Origin of the sequence: Nocardioides zeae, from assembly GCF_030818655.1 — a bacterium.
Taxonomy (GTDB): Bacteria; Actinomycetota; Actinomycetes; order Propionibacteriales; family Nocardioidaceae; genus Nocardioides; species Nocardioides zeae_A.
The window spans coordinates 707765-729763 of sequence record NZ_JAUTAN010000001.1; the positions used below are offsets into that span (position 1 = coordinate 707765).

Genomic DNA, 21999 nt, shown 5'->3' on the forward strand with positions numbered 1-21999 from the left:
TAGTGGGTGGGGCCAGACGATCAGGAGGAGCGACGCGCCTTGCGGGCGCTGAGGAGTGCCATCACGCGCGCGATGACGAGCGCGATGTAGAGCATCCCGGCGATCTGCTCGAGCATGACCACCGACCGGGCGTGGGGGAGCACCGGCACCACGTCGGAGAGGCCGGTGCTCGTCAGTGTCGTCACGGAGAGGAACAGCAGCTCGACCCAGCTCCGTTGCTGCTCCGCGTCGACCGCCGCCGTGAAGGAGCCGGGCCACACGACCTGGACCGCGACGTACAGGTAGGCGAAGCCCCAGGCCACGACGGTGAAGGTCGCCCCCGTCGCCCAGATCTCGTCGTTGGTGACCTCGTCGTCGTGGAACATGTAACGGATCAGCGCCCACGCCGTGTAGAAGTAGAAGACCGCGTGGAGCAGCGAGGACCCGACCACGATCGCGCCGTTGTCGGGGCGCATCGCCTCGAGCACCGTGAGCACGACGAGGGGCCCGCCCAGCACCAGCGAGACCCACGTGAGGGCCTGCGTGGCGCGCACGGCGAAGACCGCCATCACCAGCACGACCAGGCCGATCGTGCCGAAGGCGCCGCGGCCGGTGCCGGAGTCGCCGAGGAACGGGTAGACCAGGATCCCGCCCAGCTGGGTCAGCATCAGCACCGCCGAGGGGTGCGCGCGCAGCCAGGCCCACGTGTCCCGGAGGGGGGAGGAAACCGATCGTCCGGCCGAGGTCGCCACGGCGAGGATGCTGCCACGGCGGCCGGGTGGTCCCTCGGACCGCGCCCGCGACCCGCTCAGGTCGTCTGGATCACCAGCACCGAGCGGCTGCGCACCTCGAAGTGGTCCCCGGCCTTCACCGGCGTGCCCGGCGGCAGCTCGCCGTCGGTCGAGAGCACGACGGCGCCCTCCTGCACCCAGTCGTTCTCGGGCAGCAGGAGGTGGACGGGCTCGTGGCCGGCGTTGAACCAGATGACGAACGAGGCGTCGACCTGCTGCTCGCCGCGCGGCCCGGGGGCGCGGAGCGGCGCACCGGAGACGAACATGCCCACGGCGCGGAGGTTCCCGTCGTGCCAGTCCTCGGCGCGCATCTCGCGGCCGGTCGGGTGCAGCCACGCCAGGTCCTTCGGCCCGCCCCTGATCGTCGGTCGACCCTCGAACCAGTGCCGCTGGCGCAGCGCCGGGTGCTCCCGCCGCAGGCGCAGGGCGGCCTTCGTGACCTCGTAGACGTCCAGCCACGCGTCGTCGGGGCTCCAGTCGATCCACGACGTCGGGTTGTCCTGGCAGTAGGCGTTGTTGTTGCCGCGTTGCGTGCGCCCCCGCTCGTCGCCGGCCGTGATCATCGGGACGCCGTTGGACAGGCACAGGGTGGCCATCATGTTCGCGGCCTGCCGGCGCCGCCGCTCGAGGATCCGGGCGTCGTCGGTGTCGCCCTCCACGCCGTGGTTCCACGACCGGTTGTTGTCCGTCCCGTCCCGGTTGTCCTCGCCGTTCGCCTCGTTGTGCTTGCGGTCGTAGGAGACGAGGTCCCGCAGCGTGAACCCGTCGTGGGCGGTCACGAAGTTGACGGAGTTGTACGCCGAGCGTCCGTCGTCGGCGTACAGGTCGCTGCTGCCGGCGAGCCGCGTCGCGACCTCGTGGAGGCCGGGCGTCTGGCCGCGCCAGAAGTCCCGGGTGCTGTCGCGGTACTGGTCGTTCCACTCCACCCACGGCGGCGGGAGCTCGCCGACGAGGTAGCCGTCCATCGAGGCGTCCCAGGGCTCCGCGATGAGCTTGACGTGCCGCAGCACCGGGTCCTGGCCGATGGCGACGAGCAGGTCGCTCTTCATGTCCACGCGGGAGCCGGTGCGGGTCAGCGCCGACATGAGGTCGAAGCGGAAGCCGTCGACGTGCATCTCGGTGACCCAGTAGCGCAGCGAGTCGAGGATCATCCGGAGCGCCAGCGGGTCCTCGCTGTTGACCGTGTTGCCGCAGCCCGTCACGTCCCAGTAGGTGTCGTCGAACCGCCCGGACGGGCCCTCGGGCGCGGTCTCGCCGCGCTGCACGCGGCGGTAGAAGCCCCGGTCGTCCAGCCCGCGGAAGGAGAGCGTCGGGCCGAGCGGCCCGGCTTCGGCCGTGTGGTTGTAGACGACGTCGAGGATGACCTCGATGCCGGCGCGGTGGAGGTCCTTGACCATCTGCTTGAACTCGGTGACCTGCTGGCCCCGGTCGCCGGCTGCGCTGTAGGCGTTGTGCGGAGCGAAGTAGCCGATGGAGTTGTAGCCCCAGTAGTTGACCGCGCCACGCTCGGTGAGCCCGGGCTCGGAGAAGAACTGGTGCACCGGCAGCAGCTCGACGGCGGTGACGCCGAGGTCGCGCAGGTAGTCGGTGACCGCCGGCGACCCGAGCCCCGCGTAGGTGCCGCGCAGGTGCTCCGGCACCCGGTCGTGCAGGGCGGTGAACCCCTTGACGTGGAGCTCGTAGATGACGGTGTCGCGCCACCGCCGCTTCATCGGCTGCTCGCCCTCCCAGTCGAAGGAGGGGTCGACGACCACGCTCCGCGCGGCGTACGGCGCGGAGTCGTCGTCGTTGCGGACCGCGGGGTCGTCGAAGCGGTAGCCGAACAGGGCGGGCCGGGGGTCGATCGTGCCGCTGACCGCCTGCGCGTAGGGGTCGAGGAGGAGCTTGGCGGGGTTGAAGCGGAGGCCCTGGGCGGGGTCCCACGGCCCGTCGACGCGGTAGCCGTAACGGGTGCCGGGCGCGATGTCGGGAAGCGCGCCGTGCCAGATGCCCAGGGAGCGCTCCGTCAGGGCGTGGCGGGTCTCGACGTCCTCGTCGTCGAACACGCACAGCCAGCACGCGGTCGCGTGGGGCGCGTAGACGGCGAAGTTGGTCGAGGCGGGCGACCAGGTCGCCCCGAGCGGCCAGTTGCGTCCGGGCCACACGGGTGAGACCTGGCCCTCGAAGCTCCAGAGACCGGGAGTCATGGGCGCCATTCTGGTGGACGGGTGTCGCGACCGCGGCGGTACACCCCGTCCGGATCGTGGTCCCGGTCACCCGGTACGCCGTACCGTCGCCCGACACGGCACAATGCCGACCGAGCGCTCGGGGAACCGGCCTGCCGGCCGAGCGCGGGTCGAGGACCGACAGAGGACCGACAGACGAAAGCGGGAGCGGCATGGGTGAGCACGTCCGACTGGAGGTGGCCGACGGCGTCGGCACCATCCGCCTGGACCGTCCGAAGATGAACGCGATCAGCTTCGCCGTGCAGGCCGAGCTGCGCGAGGTCGCCCGGGAGGCGACCGAGCGCGACGACGTGCGCGCGGTCGTGATCTGGGGCGGCGAGCGCGTCTTCGCCGCCGGCAACGACGTCAAGGAGATGGCCGAGGTCTCCTACACGGGCATGGTCGCCAAGGCCGGGTCGGTGCAGTCGGCGGTCACGGCGATCGCCGCCATCCCCAAGCCGGTCGTCGCGGCCGTCAACGGCTACGCCCTCGGCGGTGGCTGCGAGCTGGCGCTGGCGGCCGACGTGCGCATCGCGGCCGACAACGCGGTGCTGGGCCAGCCCGAGATCCTCCTCGGCATCATCCCCGGCGCGGGCGGCACCCAGCGGCTCGCACGGCTCGTCGGGCCGTCGAAGGCGAAGGACCTCATGTTCACGGGACGCTTCGTGAAGGCCGACGAGGCGCTCGCGATCGGTCTCGTCGACCGGGTCGTCCCGGCGGCCGAGGTGTACGACGCGGCGCTCGCCTGGGCCGGGCAGTTCACCGCGGCCGCGGCCTTCGCGCTGCGGGCCGTGAAGGAGTCCGTCGACCAGGGCCTCGAGGTCGACCTGGCGACGGGCCTCGCCATCGAGCGCACCCAGTTCGCGGCGGTCTTCGCCACCGAGGACGCCGAGATCGGTCTCCGGTCGTTCGTCGAGAACGGTCCGGGCAAGGCGCAGTTCGTCGGCCGATGAGTCGGTGCACATCGAGCCGGACGAGCCCCGCCGGACGCCGAGACGTGTGCCACACTGGCGCGCGACGGCTTCCCCCGACGACACCGAGGACGTGACGTGGCCGGAATCTTCAAGCGCGGCGCCGAGGCGCCGGCGAGCGACACCAATGCGACGCGCACGACGGCACCACCCGCGTCGACCGACGCGAACGAGGCCCCCACGCGGTCGCGCCCCTCGATCTCGGTCGACCAGGTGCGCACCCGGGTGGCCCAGGTGCTGTGGGCGCTCTGCCTCGTCGCGGCGACGCTGCTCGCGGTGGCCGCGCTGTGCATCGCCGTCGACGCCAACCAGCAGAACGCGCTCGTCGAGCGCGTCCTCGCGCTCGCGAAGGTGGTGGACCTCAACGTGTTCACGCTCGACGACGGCATCATGGCGTTCACGGGCGACAACGCCGAGACCAAGAACGCCCTCGTCAACTACGGCCTCGGGGCCGCGTTCTACCTGGTGGTCGGCCGGGTCCTGGAGCGGCTCGTCCGCCCCTGACGCCCGGTCCGTCACCACGACGTCGGTGAGACGCACGACACGTCGCACTCTCGTTACCTGCTAGTAGCCTCAGCATCACATCCGAGTCACAGGAGGGGCCGCGAGGCCACACGCCATGAACATTGTTGTCTGTGTGAAGCACGTCCCGGACGCCACGGCGGACCGGAAGTTCGAGTCCGACAACACGGTGGACCGGGCGGGCGTCGACGGTCTGCTGTCGGAGCTCGACGAGTACGCCGTGGAGCAGGCCCTGCAGCTCCGCGAGAGCCGTGAGGGCGAGGAGATCGAGATCACCGCGCTGACGGTGGGTCCCGAGAAAGCGCTCGACGCGGTGCGCAAGGCGCTGCAGATGGGTGTCGACAAGGGCGTCCACGTCACCGACGAGGGCATCGCCGGGTCCGACTACCTCGGCACCTCGCTGGTGCTCGCCAAGGCGATCGAGAAGCTGGGCGCGGAGAAGCCGGTCGACATCGTCTTCTTCGGCATGGCCTCCACCGACGCCTCCGGCGGCGTGGTGCCGGCGATGGTCGCCGAGCGGCTCGACCTGCCGCAGGTGACGCTCGCCGCCCTCGTCCAGTCCCAGGGCGACCAGGTCCGCATCAAGCGGGACGGCGACACCGCGACCGAGGTCATCGGCGCGACGCTGCCGATCGTGCTCTCGGTGACGGACCAGTCCGGCGAGGCGCGCTACCCCTCGTTCAAGGGGATCATGGCCGCCAAGAAGAAGCCGGTGGAGACCTACTCGCTGGCCGACCTCGGCGTCGACCCCAGCGAGGTCGGCGCGGGCGCTGCCACGACCTCGGTCGAGGACACCGCCGCCCGCCCGCCGCGCACCGCCGGCGAGATCGTGACCGACGAGGACGGGTCGGGCGCCGAGGCGCTCGCCGGTTTCCTCGCGTCCAAGAAGTTCATCTGAGAAGGGTTGGGGACGAATGTCTGAGGTTCTGGTCCTCGTCGACCACGTCGACGGAGCGGTCCGCAAGCCGACCTTCGAGCTGCTGGCCATCGCGAAGAAGCTGGGCACGCCGGCTGCCGTGTTCATCGGCGGCGCGGGCGAGGCCGCTGAGGCGGCCGCCGCGGTGAAGAAGTACGGCGCGGAGAAGGTCTACGTCGTCGACGACGCCGAGATCAAGGGCTACCTGGTGGCCCCCAAGGCCGAGGCGCTCGCGCAGCTCGTGGAGAAGACCTCCCCGGCCGCGGTGCTCATCGTCTCGGGTGCGGAGGGCAAGGAGGTCGGCGCCCGCCTCGCGGTCAAGACCGGCTCCGGTCTCATCACCGACGCCGTCGACGTGGCCGAGGACGGCACGGCGACGCAGTCGGTGTTCGCGGGCAACTACACGCTGACCGGCAAGGTCACGAAGGGCACGCCGATCATCACGGTCAAGCCGAACTCCGCCAGCCCGGAGGAGGGCGAGGGTGCCGGCACGGTCGAGGAGGTCGCGGTGACGATCTCCGACGCCGCCAAGACGGCGCAGATCGTGGCCTCGCAGCCGCGCCAGGCGTCGGGTCGCCCCGAGCTCACCGAGGCCGCGATCGTGGTCTCCGGTGGTCGCGGCACCGGCGGCGACTTCGCGCCGGTGGAGAAGCTCGCGGACGCGCTCGGCGCGGCCGTCGGCGCCTCGCGCGCCGCGGTGGACTCCGGCTGGATCCCCCACACCTTCCAGGTGGGCCAGACCGGCAAGACCGTCTCGCCGCAACTCTACGTCGCGAACGGCATCTCCGGTGCCATCCAGCACCGGGCCGGCATGCAGACCTCCAAGACGATCGTCGCGGTCAACAAGGACGAGGAGGCGCCGATCTTCGAGCTCGTCGACTTCGGCGTCGTGGGCGACCTGCACAGCGTCCTGCCGGCCCTCGCGGACGCCGTCGAGGCCCGCAAGGGCTGAGGCCCCCGCAGCACCGGCACGACCTGCTCCACCGGCCGCGGTGGGAGCGCCCGTTCGACGGGACGCTCCCACCGCGGTCGCATTTCCGCCGTACCCTCGTCGGCATGAGCACCGAGGACGTCCTGGCCGCGGCGACGAGGGCCAAGGAGGCGGCGTACGAGCTGGCCACGGCGACCCGCGCGACGAAGGACGCGGCGCTGGAGGCCATGGCGGCGGCGCTCGCCGCCCACGAGCCGGCGATCCTGGACGCGAACACGACCGACGTCGAGCGGGCCGAGGAGGGCGGCACCGCGCCCAACATCGTCGACCGCCTGCGCCTCACCCCCGAGCGGCTCGCCCAGATGGCCCAGGGCCTGCGCGAGGTCGCCGCGCTCCCGGACCCGGTGGGGGAGGTGGTCCGCGGCGGCGCCCTGCCCAACGGCCTCGAGCTGCGTCAGGTGCGGGTGCCCTTCGGGGTCGTCGGCATGATCTACGAGGCCCGTCCCAACGTCACCGCGGACGCGGCCGGCATCTGCCTCAAGTCGGGCAACGCCGTCCTGCTGCGCGGCTCCTCGAGCGCGCGGTCGAGCAACGCGGCGATCGTGGCGGCCCTCCGCGAGGCCGTCGTGTCGGCCGGTCTGCCCGCCGACGTCGTCCAGCTGGTGCCGGGGGACACCCACGAGAGCGTCAAGGCGCTCATGCGGGCCCGCGGCCTGGTCGACGTGCTCATCCCGCGCGGCGGCGCCGGCCTGATCCGCTCGGTGGTCGAGGAGTCGACCGTGCCGGTGATCGAGACGGGTGTCGGCAACTGCCACGTCTACGTCGACGCGTCGGCCGACCTCGACAAGGCGCTCGCGATCGTCGTCAACGCCAAGACCCAGCGCACGTCGGTGTGCAACGCTGCCGAGTCGCTGCTGGTGCACGCCGACGTCGCCGATGACTTCCTGCCGCTCGTCATCGACGCGCTCGCCGAGCGCGGGGTGCGGATCCACGGCGACGCCCGCTTCGGGGAGTACGACGGGATCGAGCCCGCCACCGACGAGGACTACGCGACCGAGTACCTCTCGCTCGACATCGCCGCCGCGGTCGTCGACGACCTCGAGGCCGCCATCGGCCACATCCGGCGCTACTCCTCGGGCCACTCCGACGCGATCGTGACCGAGTCGCAGTCGGCGGCGCGCCGGTTCGTCGCCGCGGTCGACTCCGCGGCCGTGCTGGTCAACGCGTCGACGCGGTTCACGGACGGCGGCGAGTTCGGGTTCGGGGCGGAGATCGGCATCAGCACCCAGAAGCTGCACGCCCGCGGCCCGATGGGGCTGCCCGAGATGACGTCGACGAAGTACGTCGTCACCGGCGACGGGCACGTGCGGTGACCCGTGGCGGCGGTCGCACGCGGTGGGCACTAAGATCACCCGCATGTCGCTGAGTGAGTTCGCCGTGGTCGCCTCCGAGGCCGGTGGCGAGGGCCACAGCCCCTGGCCCTACGTCGTGGGCGGGGTCGTCCTGCTGATCTTCCTCCTCCTGCTGGCCGGTCTGCTCGCCTTCGCCGGTGGTCGCGAGCACAGTTGAGGTGCCGCCTCCCGCCACGGGGCGCCGCATCGGGGTGATGGGCGGAACCTTCGACCCCATCCACCACGGCCACCTCGTGGCGGCCTCCGAGGTGCAGTCCTTCTTCGACCTCGACGAGGTCGTGTTCGTCCCCACGGGCGACCCGTGGCAGAAGTCCGACCGGCGCGTGTCGCCGGCGGAGCACCGCTACCTCATGACGGTCATCGCGACCGCGTCCAACCCGCGCTTCCGGGTCTCGCGCGTCGACATCGACCGGGGCGGTCCGACGTACACCGTCGACACGCTCCGCGACCTGCGTGACCAGCTGCCCGGCTCCGAGCTCTTCTTCATCACCGGGGCCGACGCGCTCGCCAACATCTTCACGTGGCGCGACACCTCCGAGATGTTCGACCTGGCGCAGTTCGTGGGGGTGACCCGCCCCGGCTACACGATGGACGCCGCGTCGCTGGCGTCGATCCCCGACCGCCGCGTGACCATGCTCGAGATCCCCGCCCTGGCGATCTCCTCGACCGACTGCCGCCAGCGCACGGAGCGGGGCGAGCCGGTGTGGTACCTGGTGCCCGACGGCGTCGTGCAGTACATCGGCAAGCACCACCTCTACGAGTCCTCCACGAAAGGCCCCGCATGACCGCCACCGACCGAGCCGTCGAGCTGGTGCACGCCGCTGCGCGCGCCGCCTCCGACAAGCTCGCGACCGACCTCCTCGCCTTCGACGTGAGCGAGCAGCTCGCGATCACCGACGCGTTCCTGCTGGCCTCCGCCTCCAACGAGCGGCAGGTCAAGGCGGTCGTCGACGAGGTCGAGGACAAGCTGCGGGAGATCGGCGCCAAGCCGGTACGCCGCGAGGGCGAGCGCGACGGCCGCTGGGTGCTCATCGACTACGGCGACGTGGTGGTGCACGTGCAGCACGAGGAGGAGCGTCGCTTCTACGCCCTCGAGCGGCTCTGGCGCGACTGCCCGACGATCGGCCTGCCCGCCGACGTCACGGGCCCCCCGAGCGCCCCGAGCGCCCCGAGCGCCCCCGCCTCCGACGGGTGAGCGGGCTCCGCGCCGGTCTCCGCACGCTCGTGCTGCTGCGCCACGGCCAGACGACCTGGAACGCGGAGCACCGCATCCAGGGCCAGGTCGACGCCGAGCTGAGCGCGACCGGGCGGGCGCAGGCGGCGCGGGTCGCGCCGTACGTCGCGTCCCTGGGCCCCGTCGCGGTCTGGAGCTCCGACCTGCAGCGTGCGGCGGTGACGGCCGCGCACGTCGCGGAGGCGTGCAGCCTGACGGTGCGCACCGACGAGCGCCTGCGCGAGTTCGGCCTGGGGGAGCGGGAGGGCGTGACGCACGGCGAGTACGGCGCGGCGCACCCGGCCGAGTACGAGGACTTCGTCACCGGTCGATGGAGCTCGGTGCCGGGCGCGGAGACGCTGACCGAGGTGCGGACCCGGCTGGAGGCGTGCCTCGACGAGCTGGCCGACGCGGTCGCGCCCGGCGAGACCGCCGTGGCGGTCTCCCACGGGGCGGCGCTGCGCGTCGCCGTGGAGGCGCTGGTGGCCGGCACGCAGAGCGAGCCGTCGGCGTACGCCGGCATGCACAACTGCGGCGTCGCCGTGCTCCAGGAGCGTCCGCTGCGGCGCGACGGCGAGCCGCGGTGGCGGCTCGTGGCCTACAACCGCACGGTCGAGGAGCTGTCCGCCACGCAGGGGGACCCCCGATTCGCGTCGGTGCGGGCGACAGGCTAATCTTCCTTCTCGTTGCTCGGCGGGAGACCGCGGGGAAACGGATGGGGCTGTGGCGCAGCTGGTAGCGCATCTGCATGGCATGCAGAGGGTCAGGGGTTCGAGTCCCCTCAGCTCCACCATCATCGACGAAGCGCCCCGGGACGACCCGGGGCGCTTCGTCGTTCTCCTGGCTTCCCCCGCGGACGTCATGCGGAGCGGTGCCCCGGGCGGCCGTGGCGCACGACGTCCCGAGGTGGTGTGACCGGTCCGGCCGAGGCGGGGCCGGAACTGTGCGGATCGGGCGGTGCTGGGCCGGCGTGGGCCGTCGTAGCCGCACCATGGAGCCCCCGGGCTGTTGACGCCCCGACGACGTCATGCGGAGCGGTGGCCCGGGCGGGCGGGGCCCGGTCCCGGCCCGGCGCTCACGCCGGCGCGCGCGGAGCCGCGAGACCCTCCAGCCGCTCGACGGTCGCGCCCAGCGCCGCGTGCTGCGCCCGGAGGCGCTCGGCGACCGCGTCCAGGTCGGCGCGGAGGCGCGGGCACATCTCGAGATGGGTGCCGTGGTCGCCGGTGCGAGCGCAGTCCAGGTACTGCTTGATGGTCGCGGTGCTCAGTCCGGCCGCGATCATCGCCGTGATCTGGTGCACGCGCACGACGTCGTCCTCGGTGTAGGACCGGTAGCCGCTGCCGGTGCGCCCCGGGACGAGCACGCCGCTCTCGTCGTAGTGGCGGAGCGCCCGGGTGCTGACCCCGGTGAGCCGGGAGAGCTGCCCAATCTGCATCGTGTCCTCCTCGTTCGGGTTGACCTTCACGCCGACGTGAGCCCCTAGCGTCCGCGGCATGACACCTGCACCAGCGCATCGACGTGCCGTCATCTTCCACGGGTTCCGCGCCACGCCCGAGGACCACTGGTTCGGCTGGCTCGCGGCTCGGCTCGCGCAGCACGACATCCCCACGACGGTCCCGGCGTTGCCGGGCCCGGCCGAGCCCGACCCGGCCGCGTGGGAGCGAGCGGTCGCGGCGGCGCTGCGCACGCCCGACGCGGGCACGTGCGTCGTGGCACACAGCCTCGGCTGCCTCACCGTGCTGCGCCACCTGCGCGCCCGGCCCCCGGCGTGGCGGCTGGGGACGCTCGTGCTCGTCTCCGGGTTCGTGGAGCGGCTGCCGGCCCTGCCCGAGCTCGACGGCTTCATCGGTGACGGGGGCGACACGAGCGGGATCGCGGACCGCGTGGACTGCCTGGTGGTGCTGCGCTCCGACGACGACCCGATCGTCCCGCCGGAGCTGACCGATCGTCTCGCCGCCCGGCTCGGGGTGGAGGCGCAGGTGGTCCCGGGAGCGGGCCACTTCATGGCGAGCGACGGCGTCACCGCGCTGCCGCAGGTGCTGGACGTGCTCGTGCATCCCGGGAGCCCCGCGACCCCGGGACGTCATGCGTGACGGCGCCCCGGGCGACCGCGGCGCATGACGTCCCGGGGGTGACCGGGGGCGACGGACCGGTGCGCGTCCTCAGGCTCCTCTGTGGTCGGGCGCGCACACTGGGCCCGTGAGCACGGGTACCGATCGGGTGGGGCGGGTCGCGCCGTACGTCGCGGGGATCGTCGCCGGCGCGGCGATGCTGGCGGTGGGCGAGGCCCTGGCCGCGCTCCTGCGCCAGCGCACGGGCCCGGTGGCGGCCGTCGCCGAGCTGGTGCGGGACCTGACGCCCGCGGGGCTCGTCAAGGGCTTCATCGAGCTGGTCGGCACCGCCGACAAGCCGATCCTCGTCGCGATCGTGACCGTGGGGGCCCTGGCGCTGTCCGCCCTGGCGGGCCGGTGGCGCTTCGGCTGGCTCGTGCTCGTCGGGCTCGGCGTGCTGGCGAGCGTCGCGGTGCTGGTGAACCCGGGGGAGAGCGGGGTGGGCGCGGCCCGCGGTGCCCTCGTGGTGCCGCCCGGCCTCGCGACCTGTGTCGGCGTCGCCTGCCTGGCGGTGCTGCAGGACGCGGCCCGCGCCGCCGCCCGGGAGGGGCGGGACGCCACGGGCGCCACGGGCGGCACGGGTCGGCGTCGCTTCCTCGTCATCGCCGGTGGGGTGGCCCTGACCGCGGTGGTCGTCGGGGCGGCGGGCCGGTTCGCGGGGCGGTCGCGCCGCACGGTCGAGGCGGCGCGCGAGGCGCTGCTCGACCGCCTGCGGGCGACGCCGGGCGAGGTTCCGGCGGGCGCCCAGCTGGACGTACCGGGGGTGGGGCGGTGGCAGGTGCCGGGGGAGCAGTTCTACCGCATCGACACCGCGTTCGCCGTGCCGCTGGTGGACCCCGACGCGTGGCGCCTGCGGATCCACGGCATGGTGGAGAAGGAGCTCGAGTTGTCGCTCGCCGACCTGCTCGACCGGCCCGCCACCGAGGCCTGGACCACGCTGTGCTGCGTGTCCAACCCGGTCGGCGGCGACCTCGTCGGCAACGCCTGGTGGACCGGGGTGCGGATCGCCCCGCTGCTCGCGGAGGCGGGCGTGCAGGCCGGGGCCGACGCCGTGCTGCAGACCTCGGAGGACGGCTGGACCTGCGGCACCCCGCTCGGGGTGCTCACCGACGACCGCGACGCGATGCTCGCCTACGCGATGAACGGCGAGCCGCTGCCGATCGAGCACGGGTTCCCGGTGCGGGTCGTCGTGCCGGGTCTCTACGGCTACGTGTCGGCGACGAAGTGGGTCGTCGACCTCGAGGTCACCACGTTCGACGCCTTCGAGGCCTACTGGACCCAGCGGGGCTGGGCGCCCGAGGGACCGGTCAAGACGCAGTCGCGCGTGCTCGTGCCGCGCGACGGTACGAGCGTGCGCGCCGGGGAGGTCGACATCGCCGGTGACGCCTGGGCGCAGCACCGGGGGATCGAGAAGGTCGAGGTGCAGGTCGACGGCGGGCCCTGGACGACGTGCGAGCTCGGGACCGTCCCCAGCGCCGACACCTGGGTGCAGTGGTCGACCCGCGTCTCCTGCGGGCCCGGCGACCACACCGTCGTCGTGCGGGCCACCGACGGTGACGGCGAGACGCAGACGTCGGTGCGCACCGACGTGGTCCCCGACGGCGCGAGCGGCTGGCACGAGGTGGGGTTCACCGCCGGGTGAGTCTTTCTTGACTAGATCAAGAAAACGCGGGAGGGTGGTCGTCATGACCCCGGCACCCGACCTCCAGCAGATGCTGCGCGGTGCCGCCCTCCGCGTGACTCGCCCGCGGTTGGCGGTCCTCGGCGCGGTCCACGCCCACCCCCACGCCGACACCGACACGGTGATCGGCGCCGTACGCCGCGACCTGCCGTCGGTCTCGCACCAGGCGGTCTACGACTGCCTGAGCGCGCTGACCACGGCCGGTCTGGTGCGTCGGATCCAGCCGGCCGGCTCCGTCGCGCGCTACGAGGCGCGGATCGGCGACAACCACCACCACGTGGTGTGCCGCTCCTGCGGCGCCGTCGCCGACGTCGACTGCGCCGTCGGCCACGCGCCCTGCCTCACCGCCGACGACGACCACGGCTTCGCCATCGACGAGGCCGAGGTCATCTACTGGGGCACCTGCCCCGCGTGCGCCGTGAGCGCCGCCGTCGCGCCCACCGCGTCGGCGGAGCCCGCGGCCCGCCCCTGAGACCCCCCTGCTCTCCAGTCCGCAACCACCGGAAGGAACTTGATGTCCACCGAGCCCACTCCTGGCAACGAGCACGGCCAGATCACGACCGACGAGCCCGTACCGGCGCCCGGCGAGGCGTCGGGCTGCCCCGTCGCCCACGGCGACGTGCTGCCCCACCCGACGCAGGGTGAGCCGAACCGCGTGTGGTGGCCCAACCGCCTCAACGTCGACATCCTGGCCAAGCACGCCCCGGCCAAGGACCCGATGGACCCCGACTTCGACTACGCCGCGGAGTTCAAGACGCTCGACCTCGCGGCGGTGAAGCGGGACATCGCCCACGTCCTCACCGACTCGCAGCCGTGGTGGCCGGCCGACTTCGGCAACTACGGCCCCTTCATGATCCGCATGGCGTGGCACTCCGCGGGCACCTACCGCGTCTTCGACGGCCGCGGCGGCGCCGGCGCCGGCATGCAGCGCTTCGCGCCGCTCAACAGCTGGCCCGACAACGTCAACCTCGACAAGGCCCGGCGCCTGCTGTGGCCGGTCAAGAAGAAGTACGGCAAGAAGATCTCGTGGGCCGACCTCATGGTGCTCACGGGCAACGTGGCGCTCGAGGAGATGGGCTTCACCACCTTCGGCTTCGCCGGCGGTCGCGCCGACGTCTGGGAGCCGGACGACGACGTCTACTGGGGCTCCGAGACGGCGTGGCTGGGCACGGACAAGCGCTACTCCGGTGACCGCGAGCTGGAGAAGCCGCTGGGTGCGACCACCATGGGCCTCATCTACGTGAACCCCGAGGGTCCCGAGGGCCAGCCCGACCCGGTGGCCGCCGCTCGCGACATCCGCGAGACCTTCGGCCGCATGGCGATGAACGACGAGGAGACCGTCGCCCTCATCGCCGGTGGCCACACGTTCGGCAAGACGCACGGCGCCCACCAGGACGACAAGCTCGGTCCGGACCCGGAGGCCTCGCCCCTGGAGAACCAGGGCATCGGCTGGAAGAACGGCTACGGCACCGGCCACGGCGCCGACACCGTCACCAGTGGTCTCGAGGTCACCTGGACCTACCACCCGACCCGGTGGGACAACGAGTTCTTCCACATCCTCTTCGCCTACGAGTGGGAGCTCTTCCAGAGCGCCGCGGGCGCCAACCAGTGGCGGCCGAAGAACGGCGCCGGCGCCGACATGGTGCCGCACGCCCACGGTGAGGGCCGGCAGGAGCCGCGCATGCTCACGACCGACCTGGCGCTGCGCTTCGACCCGATCTACGAGCAGATCTCGCGCAAGTTCAAGGACGACCCGGTCGCCTTCGGTGACGCGTTCGCCCGCGCCTGGTTCAAGCTGACCCACCGCGACATGGGTCCGATCCAGCGCTACCTCGGCCCCGAGGTCCCCGCCGAGACCCTCATCTGGCAGGACCCGGTCCCGGCGGCCGACTACGAGGCCATCGACGGCGAGGACATCGCGTTCCTCAGGAGCGAGGTCCTCAGCTCCGGCCTGTCCGTCGGCGAGCTCGCCGCCACGGCGTGGGCGTCGGCCTCGACGTACCGCTCGAGCGACAAGCGGGGCGGCGCCAACGGTGCGCGGATCCGCCTGGAGCCCCAGAAGGGCTGGGAGGTCAACAACCCCGACCAGCTGGCCCGCGTGCTGGGCGTGCTCGAGGGCATCGCCGACCGCTTCAACGCCCAGGCCGGCGACAAGCGCGTCTCGCTCGCCGACCTGATCGTCCTCGCGGGCTCCGCGGCGGTCGAGCAGGCGGCCAAGGAGGGCGGCGTCGACGTCGAGGTGCCGTTCACCCCGGGTCGCACCGATGCCACGCTCGAGCAGACCGACGTCGAGTCGTTCAGCCACCTCGAGCCCGTCGCCGACGGCTTCCGCAACTGGCTCGGCAAGGGCAACCGCCTGCCGGCGGAGTTCCTGTTCATCGACCGCGCCAACCTGCTGGGCCTCACCGCCCCGGAGGCCACCGTGCTCGTGGGCGGCCTGCGCGTGCTCGGCACCAACACGGACGGGTCCAGCACGGGCGTGTTCACGGACAACGTCGGCACCCTGTCGAACGACTTCTTCGTGAACCTGCTCGAGCTCGGCACCGAGTGGGCGCCGACCGACGACACCAAGGAGACCTACACGGGCACGACGGCCACCGGCGAGACGCTCGTCGGCAGCCGCGTGGACCTGGTCTTCGGTGCGAACTCCGAGCTGCGTGCGCTGGCGGAGGTCTACGCCAGCGACGACGCGAAGGAGAAGTTCGTGCGCGACTTCGTCGCCGCGTGGACGAAGGTCATGAACGCGGACCGGTTCGACCTGGTCTGAGCATCACCCCAGCACCACCCGAGCACGGGGCCCGCGGCACACGCCGCGGGCCCCGTTGCCGTTGGTCGGTGGTCGGTGGTCGAACAGTCTGCGCACCCCGGAGCGCCTCGACACGCCGATCTGCTTGGCCTGCCACGCTTCGACATCCCCCCTATTTAATGTGACGCCGTGTTCTCCAATCGGGGGGCGTCTGCGAGGGGGAAACATGCAAAGCAGCTCGTTGAAGTTCGGCGCGGTGGCCACGGGTACGACGATCGTGCAGGGCAGCACCGGCACCTTCAAGATCCGCCAGGACTCGGCCGACGACAACCGCCGAACGGACTGGAACGCTGTCTCGTCGAACGGCAACTCGCTGGGTTACAAGATGACCGGCACCGGAGACACCGTGAGCTGGAGCGGCGTGCGCCCGTCGACGTACACGGTGAAGGCCAAGAAGTACGTGCCGAGTGACTGCAGCGTCCTCCCCTTCAACGGGGGTAGCTACACCGTCAACTACACCGTGACGTCGCGGTCCTGACACGTGTCCGTCCGACACACCCTGGTGGTGGCGTGCGCCCTGGCGTGTGCCACCACCGTCACCGCATGCGGCGGATCGTCCGAGCAGGAGGCGGCGGGTCTCACGGCCGATGATGCCGCGTTCGACGGTCTGGACCGGGCCGTCGTCGAGGAGGTTCTCGCGAACCCGGACGCGGTCGGCAAGATCGAGGACGAGGCATCGTCGTCCGCAGCGGCGAGCATGGCCCAGGGCATCACGATCAACTTCATCGTCTGTCGCCGCGTGGCGGTGGACTACCGCACGTGGGTGACGACGGGTGGCGTCCCGACGCTCGCCTCCCTTCCCGAGCCGACCCGTCCGCAACAGCCGTTCTACGGCGACTGGCAACGGATGCACGACGACCTCGCCGCGCTCTACGCCAGCGGCGACCCGGCGCAGGTGCGCGGGTTCCTCACCGGCGAGTCGTCGTGTGGTCACTGGATCCCGGCCGAGCCCGGCGACGTCTCCGGGCCGACGGTGGAGGATGTGGTCGGGGAGATCGGATGACGCGCGCTCGTGGCGTGATCTTGGCCGTTGTCGTGGTCGTTGCAGGTGCGAGCGCGTGCTCCCCGGGGTCCGGCGACGACAACGTCGGGGGTGCCCCTGCGCCCGTCGACGACGGGGCAACGTATCCGGTCGCCCAGGTCCGGCGGACGACGTTGGACGTTCGCTACACCCTCGACGCCGTCACGGCTGGGGGAAGCCGGGTCTCGCTGCTCCCGAGCCCCCAGTTCGCCCTGGAGGGCCCGGTCGTCTCGGAGGGACAGGGGGTGAGCGCCGGGCAGGCGGTCGGCGCAATGGTGGTCCGGCCGGCCGTTCGCGCCGCGCTCGAGGGCGCAGGCACGACGGGCGCGAGCGCGTCCACGTTGGCCAGCCTCCAGGCCCAGGAGGGCCCGGTGGTGGCGCCGGTCGCCGGGTCGTTCGCCAGCGGCGACAGCGAGGCCTGGATCGATGCTCCGGGGATGGACGTCACGGCCCCGCTCACCCCGATCCAGTACCTGCGCTTCCTCTCGATGCGCTTCGAGGCGACAGCTGCGGTCGAGACGCTCACCGGGCCGCGGACGGTCGGATGTCGCGCCCTCTGGAGCGTGCCCGTCGAGGAGGCGACCCCGGAGGTCGCCGCCACCCTGCACTGCCGCGTGGGTCCCGATGTCCAGACGGCGCCGGCCATGCGCTCGACCGTCACCATCACGGCGGACTCCCCGCCCGACGTTCTCGTCGCGCCGAACCTCTCCATCGGCTACGACGCCGGGACGGACGGCTACTTCGTGGTCGTCGAGGACGGTGGGTCCACCAGGAAGGTGGCGGTGGAGGTCGGCGTCACCGACGGCGTGAGCCGCGTCGTGAGCGGCGACCTCCGGGCCGGGCAGGTCCTCGTCCCACCGGACGATGCCCCCAGCAGCGCGCCGTGACCGCCGCAGCGCAGCTGAGCGGTGTCGGCGTGTCGTACCGCTCCGTCGACGGCTCCGTCGACGCGCTCCGGGGTGTCGACCTGGTCTGCGAGGCGGCGACGTCGACCTCGATCGTCGGACGCTCGGGGAGCGGCAAGTCGACGTTGATCTCGGTGCTCTCCCTGCTCCGTCGGCCCACCGCGGGCAGCGTCAGCATCGAGGGCGTCCCCGTCAGCGAGATGCGTGAGCGGGAGCGAGCTGCTCTGCGGGCCGGACGCATCGGCATCGTCTTCCAGGCGTTCCACCTCGAGCCGTCGATCACCGTCCTCGACAACGTGATGCTGGGGTGGCATTTCGCGCCGCGCGGTCTGTCCCGCGCCGCCGCGCGCGAGCGGGCCCGCTCCGACCTCGAGGACCTGGGCATCGGCGACCTCGCGGCCCGCCGGCCGCACGCCCTCTCCGGAGGGCAGCGGCAGCGGGTCGCGATCGCCCGCGCGCTCTTCAGCCGCCCCGCGCTGCTCGTCGCCGACGAACCGACGGGAAACCTGGACGAGGAGACGGCGGGCGACGTCGCCGCGTTGCTCCTCGCTCTGCCACAGGCGCACGGCACGGCGTTGGTGATGGTCACCCACGACACCACCATCGCGGCTCTCGCGCAGCACCGGCTGCGTCTCGACCGGGGGGTGCTCTCTCGTGTGGCGCCGTGACCTGACGAGCACCGTGGTGCTCGCGCTCAAGCTGGCCTGGGCCGGGCGGGTGCGGTTGGTGCTCTCCGTGATCCTCGTGGCCCTCGCCATGTCGGTGTTCCTCGTCGTCACCCAGCTCTCCACGATCGGCACCCAGGGGCTGGACGAGGCGATCGACGCGGAGTCGGGAGTGCCCGGCAGCTACGCGGTCGAGATGCAGACCAGCTTCGGGCTAGACCGGGCGCAGCTGGTGGACGCCGTCCACGACGCGCTCGACCCGGTGAGCTCGGAGCCGATCCCGTACGTCGTCGGTTATCCCGACATCCAGCCGGAGTGCCCGCCCTACGACACGCTGGGCCGCGGCATGGTCCGCTTCGTCTACAACGCCGACGGCACGCCGTACGGATTGCCGTACGGGGCCGACGTCCCCGGCGACACCGAGGTGTGCCTCGCGGGTCAAGCCGTGCCGTCCACCGGGATCTTCGTGCCGTCGGCGGCCCAGGAGAGCCGGTGGGGGCTGAGCCTGCTGTTCGTCGCCCCCGCCTACGAACACGTGGCTGCGTTGATGACGGCCGAACCCGTGGCGTACCGATTCGTCGTCACGACGGGGCGTGACGACAGCGAGCAGACCATCCGCGCCGCTCTCCGGCAGCGGCTGGGTGACACCGCCGTCCGCTTCGGCAGCAGCGTGGACGAGGCGACCGTGGACGTGGCGCGGCTCGACGGCGGCCAGCAGGTCCGAGCGGCGAGTCGGGGCATCAAGACGATCTTCGGGGTCGTCGGCTGGGGGGTCCTCGGGCTCGGTGCGCTCGGGCTGCTCATCTCCCAGCTCATCGTCGTCCGGGACCGCATGTGGCTCTTCGGCCTCGGGACCGCGCTGGGGGCACGCCGACTCCACGTCGCGATCCTGGTGGCGGTCGACGTCGTGCTCACGGTCGTGCTGGGGGTCGCGGCGGCAGTGCTGATCGCCGTGCTCGCCCAACCCGTGACCGACCAGGTCGCCCGCTCCACGTTCGGGACCGACGCCGACCTGCTCGACCCGGGCGCGCTGGGGCGTCTGGTCGTGGGGGCTGCGGCGGTCCTGGTCGTCGCATCGACGTGGCCCGTCCTGCGGGCGACGTCGCAGGACCCGCTCGACGTGCTGGAGCCGAAGGTGTCGTGAGCCCAGCTACCGTCGGGGCCTGCACGGGACCCTGCCACGCGGACGGGTGACCGCCCCGCGGGGGACGCGTACCGTCGACGCATGGTGCTCCTCGAGGCGGTCCAGGCGCTCGCGGTCGACGAGCCCGCCGGCCTGCTCCCGGCCCGGCAGCAGATGGCCCTGTCGCTCGGGTGGCACATCGTGCTGGCCTGCTTCGGCGTCGCGTTCCCGGCGCTGATCCTGGTGGCGCACTGGAGGGGCGTGTACCGCGACGACCCCGACGCGCTCCGGCTCGCCCGGCGCTGGGCCAAGGTCTCCGCCGTGCTGTTCGCCATCGGCGCGGTCTCCGGCACGGTGCTCAGCTTCGAGATGGGCCTCCTGTGGCCGGGGCTCATGGGGCCGTACGGCGACGTGCTCGGCCTCCCGTTCGCGTTCGAGGGCCTGTCGTTCTTCGTCGAGGCCATCTTCCTCGGCATCTACCTCTACGGCTGGGGCCGCATCCCACCGCGGCGCCACCTCCTGATGATCGTGCCGATGGCGGTGGCCGGCGTGGTCGGCACCTACTGCGTCATCTCCGTCAACGCCTGGATGAACATGCCGGTGGGGTTCCGGGTCGTCGACGGGGAGGTCGTCGACGTCGAGCCGTGGGCCGTGCTCCTCAACCCGGGCGCCGTCCTGCAGTTCGCGCACATGTGGATCGCGGCGTACATGGTGGTGGGGTTCTCGGTGGCGGGGGTGTACGCCGCCGGCATGCTGCGTGGTCGGCGCGACCGCCACCACCGGCTCGGGTTCACGCTGCCGTTCGTGTTCGCCACCGTCGCCGCCCTCGTGCAGCCGTTCGTCGGCCACGTGCTCGGTCTACGCATCGCCGACACGCAGCCCGCCAAGCTCGCCGCTTTCGAGCTCGCCGAGACGACGGAGAGCCCCTCGCCGCTGAGGCTCGGGGGCGTGCTGGTCGACGGCGAGGTGAAGGGGGCGATCGACATCCCCGGCCTGGGGTCGGTGATCGCCCGCAACTCGTTCACCGAGCCCGTGCAGGGCCTCGACACCATCCCGGTCGCCGACCAGCCCCCGGTCAACATCACGCACCTCGCCTTCCAGACCATGGTGGGCATCGGCACCCTGCTGTTCGTCGCCGTGCTGGTCTTCTGGCTGGCGCGGTGGCGCGGCCGGGACCTGCTGCAGCGGCGGTGGTTCCTGCGGGGCGCGGTCGTCGCCGGCCCGCTCGCGGTCGTCGCCCTCGAGGCGGGCTGGATCGCGACCGAGGTGGGCCGCCAGCCGTGGGTGGTCTACGGCTTCCTCCGCACCCCCGACGCTGCGGGCGACAACCCCGACCTGTGGATCCTGCTCGCCGCGACGGCGGTCCTCTACTCGGCGCTCACCGTGGGGGCCGTCGTCGTGCTGCGGTCGATGGCCCGGCGGTGGCGGGCCGGCGACGAGGACCTCCCGAGTCCTTACGGCCCCGAGCAGGGCGCCGACGGCGGGGTGGGGACGGTGGAGCGGTGAGTCTCCCGGTGCTCGTGGCGGCCGCGCTGTTCGTCGGTGTCGTGGCCTACGCGCTGTTCGGGGGCGCCGACTTCGGCTCCGGCTTCTTCGACCTGACGGCCGGCGACGCGCGTCGCGGCGCCGAGCTCCGCACGCTGGTCGACCACAGCATCGGTCCGGTGTGGGAGGCGAACCACGTGTGGCTGATCTACGTGCTCGTCATGTGGTGGACCGGGTTCCCCGAGTCGTTCGCCAGCGCGACGAGCACCCTGATCCTGCCGTTCCTGCTCGCCCTCCTCGGGATCGTGCTGCGCGGCGCCGCCTTCGCGTTCCGCAAGTTCGCGCCGACGCTCGGCCAGGCGCGGCTGTACGGCGCGGTCTTCGCCGGCTCGTCGCTGCTGACGCCCTTCTTCCTCGGCACGGTGGCGGGCGGCATCGCCTCCGGTCGCGTGCCGGCCGAGGGCCGCGGCGACCTGTGGACCTCGTGGGTCAACCCCACGTCGTTGTTCGGGGGCGTCATCGCCGTGGGCACGTGCGTGTTCCTCGCGGGCGTGTTCCTCACTGCCGACGCCGACCGCGGCGGGCACGGGTCGCTGGCGCGGGGTCTGCAGCGCCGTACCCTCGCCGTCGGCATCGCCACGGGTGTCGTCGTGTTCGCGGCGCTGGTGCCGATCACGCGCGACGCGCCGACCCTCGCCGCCGGCCTGGAGGGCCGCGCCGCTCCGCTGGTGGTGGTCTCCGCGCTCGCCGGCCTGGCGACGCTCGTGCTGCTCGTCCGGTGGCGGCTCGGCGCCGCGCGGGTCGCGGCGGTCGTCGCGGTCGGTGCCGTGATCAGCGGGTGGGGCGTGGGTCAGTACCCCTGGCTGCTCGTCGACGAGGTCACCCTCCACGACGCGGCCGGGGCCGAGGCCACCCTCGTCGGGCTGCTGGTCGTGGTGGGGCTCGCCGCGGTCATCGTGCTGCCGCCGTTGGTCTACCTCTTCCGGTTGACCCAGACGGCGGCTTGGTCGGGCGCACTAGCGTCACGTCATGGCGATCAGCAAGGGTGACACGGTCCACTGGAACACCTCGCAGGGCGAGACGACGGGAACGGCGAAGGAGAAGAAGACCAAGCCGTTCCAGCACGACAAGCAGGACTTCAAGGCGAGCGAGGACGAGCCGTACTGGATCGTCGAGTCGGAGAAGACCGGCGCCACGGCCGCCCACAAGGAGTCGAGCCTCCGCAAGGGCTGACCCCTCCCGAAGGAGACGAACTGAGTCGTG

24 protein-coding genes and 1 tRNA gene are annotated in these 21999 nt (G+C 72.4%); 22 read left to right on the top strand and 3 right to left on the bottom strand.

Going from position 1 to position 21999, the window contains the following annotated elements:
* Window positions 1-20: 20 nt before the first annotated feature.
* Window positions 21-647 (bottom strand): ion channel, encoded by a 627-nt coding sequence (locus QE405_RS03350; RefSeq protein WP_307205522.1) that lies wholly within the window; start codon window positions 645-647, stop codon window positions 21-23.
* 140 nt (window positions 648-787) lie between these two features.
* Window positions 788-2956 carry a glycogen debranching protein GlgX gene (glgX, locus tag QE405_RS03355; RefSeq protein WP_307198800.1) on the bottom strand — a complete coding sequence of 723 codons (2169 nt, stop codon included), beginning with the start codon at window positions 2954-2956 and terminating at the stop codon, window positions 788-790.
* Between the two features lie 191 nt (window positions 2957-3147).
* On the opposite strand from glgX, the gene QE405_RS03360 reads away from it, so the two are divergent.
* The 10 genes from QE405_RS03360 to QE405_RS03405 all read left to right on the top strand — a co-directional run bounded on the left by QE405_RS03360 (window position 3148) and on the right by QE405_RS03405 (window position 9732).
* Entirely contained in the window at window positions 3148-3927 is a 780-nt protein-coding gene (locus QE405_RS03360) for an enoyl-CoA hydratase/isomerase family protein (protein WP_307198801.1), read from the top strand.
* A 96-nt stretch (window positions 3928-4023) separates the two neighbouring features.
* Window positions 4024-4449 (top strand): hypothetical protein, encoded by a 426-nt coding sequence (locus QE405_RS03365; RefSeq protein ID WP_307198802.1) that lies wholly within the window; start codon window positions 4024-4026, stop codon window positions 4447-4449.
* Between the two features lie 133 nt (window positions 4450-4582).
* Entirely contained in the window at window positions 4583-5365 is a 783-nt protein-coding gene (locus tag QE405_RS03370; protein WP_444939677.1) for an electron transfer flavoprotein subunit beta/FixA family protein, read from the top strand.
* A 16-nt stretch (window positions 5366-5381) separates the two neighbouring features.
* Window positions 5382-6335, top strand: coding sequence for an electron transfer flavoprotein subunit alpha/FixB family protein (locus tag QE405_RS03375; RefSeq protein ID WP_307198804.1), 954 nt, complete (start codon window positions 5382-5384; stop codon window positions 6333-6335).
* A 104-nt stretch (window positions 6336-6439) separates the two neighbouring features.
* Window positions 6440-7687 (top strand): glutamate-5-semialdehyde dehydrogenase, encoded by a 1248-nt coding sequence (locus tag QE405_RS03380; RefSeq protein ID WP_307198805.1) that lies wholly within the window; start codon window positions 6440-6442, stop codon window positions 7685-7687.
* 43 nt (window positions 7688-7730) lie between these two features.
* Entirely contained in the window at window positions 7731-7883 is a 153-nt protein-coding gene (locus tag QE405_RS03385) for a hypothetical protein (protein ID WP_307198806.1), read from the top strand.
* Window positions 7864-8511, top strand: coding sequence for a nicotinate-nucleotide adenylyltransferase (gene nadD, locus QE405_RS03390; RefSeq protein WP_373459438.1), 648 nt, complete (start codon window positions 7864-7866; stop codon window positions 8509-8511). Before QE405_RS03385 ends, nadD begins: the two co-directional genes overlap by 20 nt.
* Complete coding sequence (gene rsfS, locus QE405_RS03395; protein WP_307198808.1) at window positions 8508-8921, top strand: ribosome silencing factor; 414 nt, start codon at window positions 8508-8510, stop codon at window positions 8919-8921. The genes nadD and rsfS overlap by 4 nt, the downstream gene beginning before the upstream one ends.
* Window positions 8918-9613: a histidine phosphatase family protein gene (locus QE405_RS03400; protein WP_307198809.1), complete on the top strand. Its 696-nt coding sequence runs from the start codon at window positions 8918-8920 to the stop codon at window positions 9611-9613. Before rsfS ends, QE405_RS03400 begins: the two co-directional genes overlap by 4 nt.
* Before the next feature lie 43 nt (window positions 9614-9656).
* A tRNA-Ala gene (locus QE405_RS03405) sits at window positions 9657-9732 on the top strand.
* A gap of 282 nt (window positions 9733-10014) precedes the next feature.
* Here the strand turns inward: QE405_RS03405 and QE405_RS03410 are convergent.
* On the bottom strand, window positions 10015-10404 hold the full coding sequence (locus QE405_RS03410; protein ID WP_307198810.1) for a MerR family transcriptional regulator: 390 nt from the start codon (window positions 10402-10404) through the stop codon (window positions 10015-10017).
* 28 nt (window positions 10405-10432) lie between these two features.
* Between QE405_RS03410 and QE405_RS03415 the strand changes: the two genes are divergently transcribed.
* The 12 genes from QE405_RS03415 (at window position 10433) to QE405_RS03470 (ending at window position 21969) form a co-directional block, all read left to right on the top strand.
* The gene (locus QE405_RS03415; RefSeq protein ID WP_307198811.1) at window positions 10433-11032 is read left to right on the top strand and encodes an RBBP9/YdeN family alpha/beta hydrolase; all 600 of its coding nucleotides are present in this window, start codon (window positions 10433-10435) and stop codon (window positions 11030-11032) included.
* A 106-nt stretch (window positions 11033-11138) separates the two neighbouring features.
* Complete coding sequence (locus QE405_RS03420; RefSeq protein ID WP_307198812.1) at window positions 11139-12692, top strand: molybdopterin-dependent oxidoreductase; 1554 nt, start codon at window positions 11139-11141, stop codon at window positions 12690-12692.
* A 43-nt stretch (window positions 12693-12735) separates the two neighbouring features.
* Window positions 12736-13203 (top strand): Fur family transcriptional regulator, encoded by a 468-nt coding sequence (locus QE405_RS03425; RefSeq protein ID WP_307198813.1) that lies wholly within the window; start codon window positions 12736-12738, stop codon window positions 13201-13203.
* Window positions 13204-13245: 42 nt separating this feature from the next.
* Window positions 13246-15498: a catalase/peroxidase HPI gene (gene katG / locus QE405_RS03430; protein WP_307198814.1), complete on the top strand. Its 2253-nt coding sequence runs from the start codon at window positions 13246-13248 to the stop codon at window positions 15496-15498.
* A gap of 205 nt (window positions 15499-15703) precedes the next feature.
* Window positions 15704-16015, top strand: a complete 312-nt coding sequence (locus QE405_RS03435; protein WP_307198815.1) for a hypothetical protein — start codon at window positions 15704-15706, stop codon at window positions 16013-16015.
* A 3-nt stretch (window positions 16016-16018) separates the two neighbouring features.
* Window positions 16019-16540, top strand: a complete 522-nt coding sequence (locus QE405_RS03440) for a hypothetical protein (protein WP_307198816.1) — start codon at window positions 16019-16021, stop codon at window positions 16538-16540.
* A gap of 263 nt (window positions 16541-16803) precedes the next feature.
* Window positions 16804-17445 carry a hypothetical protein gene (locus tag QE405_RS03445; RefSeq protein WP_307198817.1) on the top strand — a complete coding sequence of 214 codons (642 nt, stop codon included), beginning with the start codon at window positions 16804-16806 and terminating at the stop codon, window positions 17443-17445.
* Window positions 17442-18131 (top strand): ABC transporter ATP-binding protein, encoded by a 690-nt coding sequence (locus tag QE405_RS03450; protein ID WP_307198818.1) that lies wholly within the window; start codon window positions 17442-17444, stop codon window positions 18129-18131. Before QE405_RS03445 ends, QE405_RS03450 begins: the two co-directional genes overlap by 4 nt.
* The gene (locus QE405_RS03455; RefSeq protein WP_307198819.1) at window positions 18118-19272 is read left to right on the top strand and encodes an FtsX-like permease family protein; all 1155 of its coding nucleotides are present in this window, start codon (window positions 18118-18120) and stop codon (window positions 19270-19272) included. Before QE405_RS03450 ends, QE405_RS03455 begins: the two co-directional genes overlap by 14 nt.
* A gap of 81 nt (window positions 19273-19353) precedes the next feature.
* A complete protein-coding gene (locus QE405_RS03460) occupies window positions 19354-20757 on the top strand; it encodes a cytochrome ubiquinol oxidase subunit I (protein ID WP_307198820.1) in 1404 nt (467 codons plus the stop codon).
* A complete protein-coding gene (locus QE405_RS03465) occupies window positions 20754-21785 on the top strand; it encodes a cytochrome d ubiquinol oxidase subunit II (RefSeq protein ID WP_307198821.1) in 1032 nt (343 codons plus the stop codon). Before QE405_RS03460 ends, QE405_RS03465 begins: the two co-directional genes overlap by 4 nt.
* The gene (locus QE405_RS03470; RefSeq protein WP_163770171.1) at window positions 21766-21969 is read left to right on the top strand and encodes a hypervirulence associated TUDOR domain-containing protein; all 204 of its coding nucleotides are present in this window, start codon (window positions 21766-21768) and stop codon (window positions 21967-21969) included. The genes QE405_RS03465 and QE405_RS03470 overlap by 20 nt, the downstream gene beginning before the upstream one ends.
* The last annotated feature ends 30 nt before the right edge of the window (window positions 21970-21999 follow it).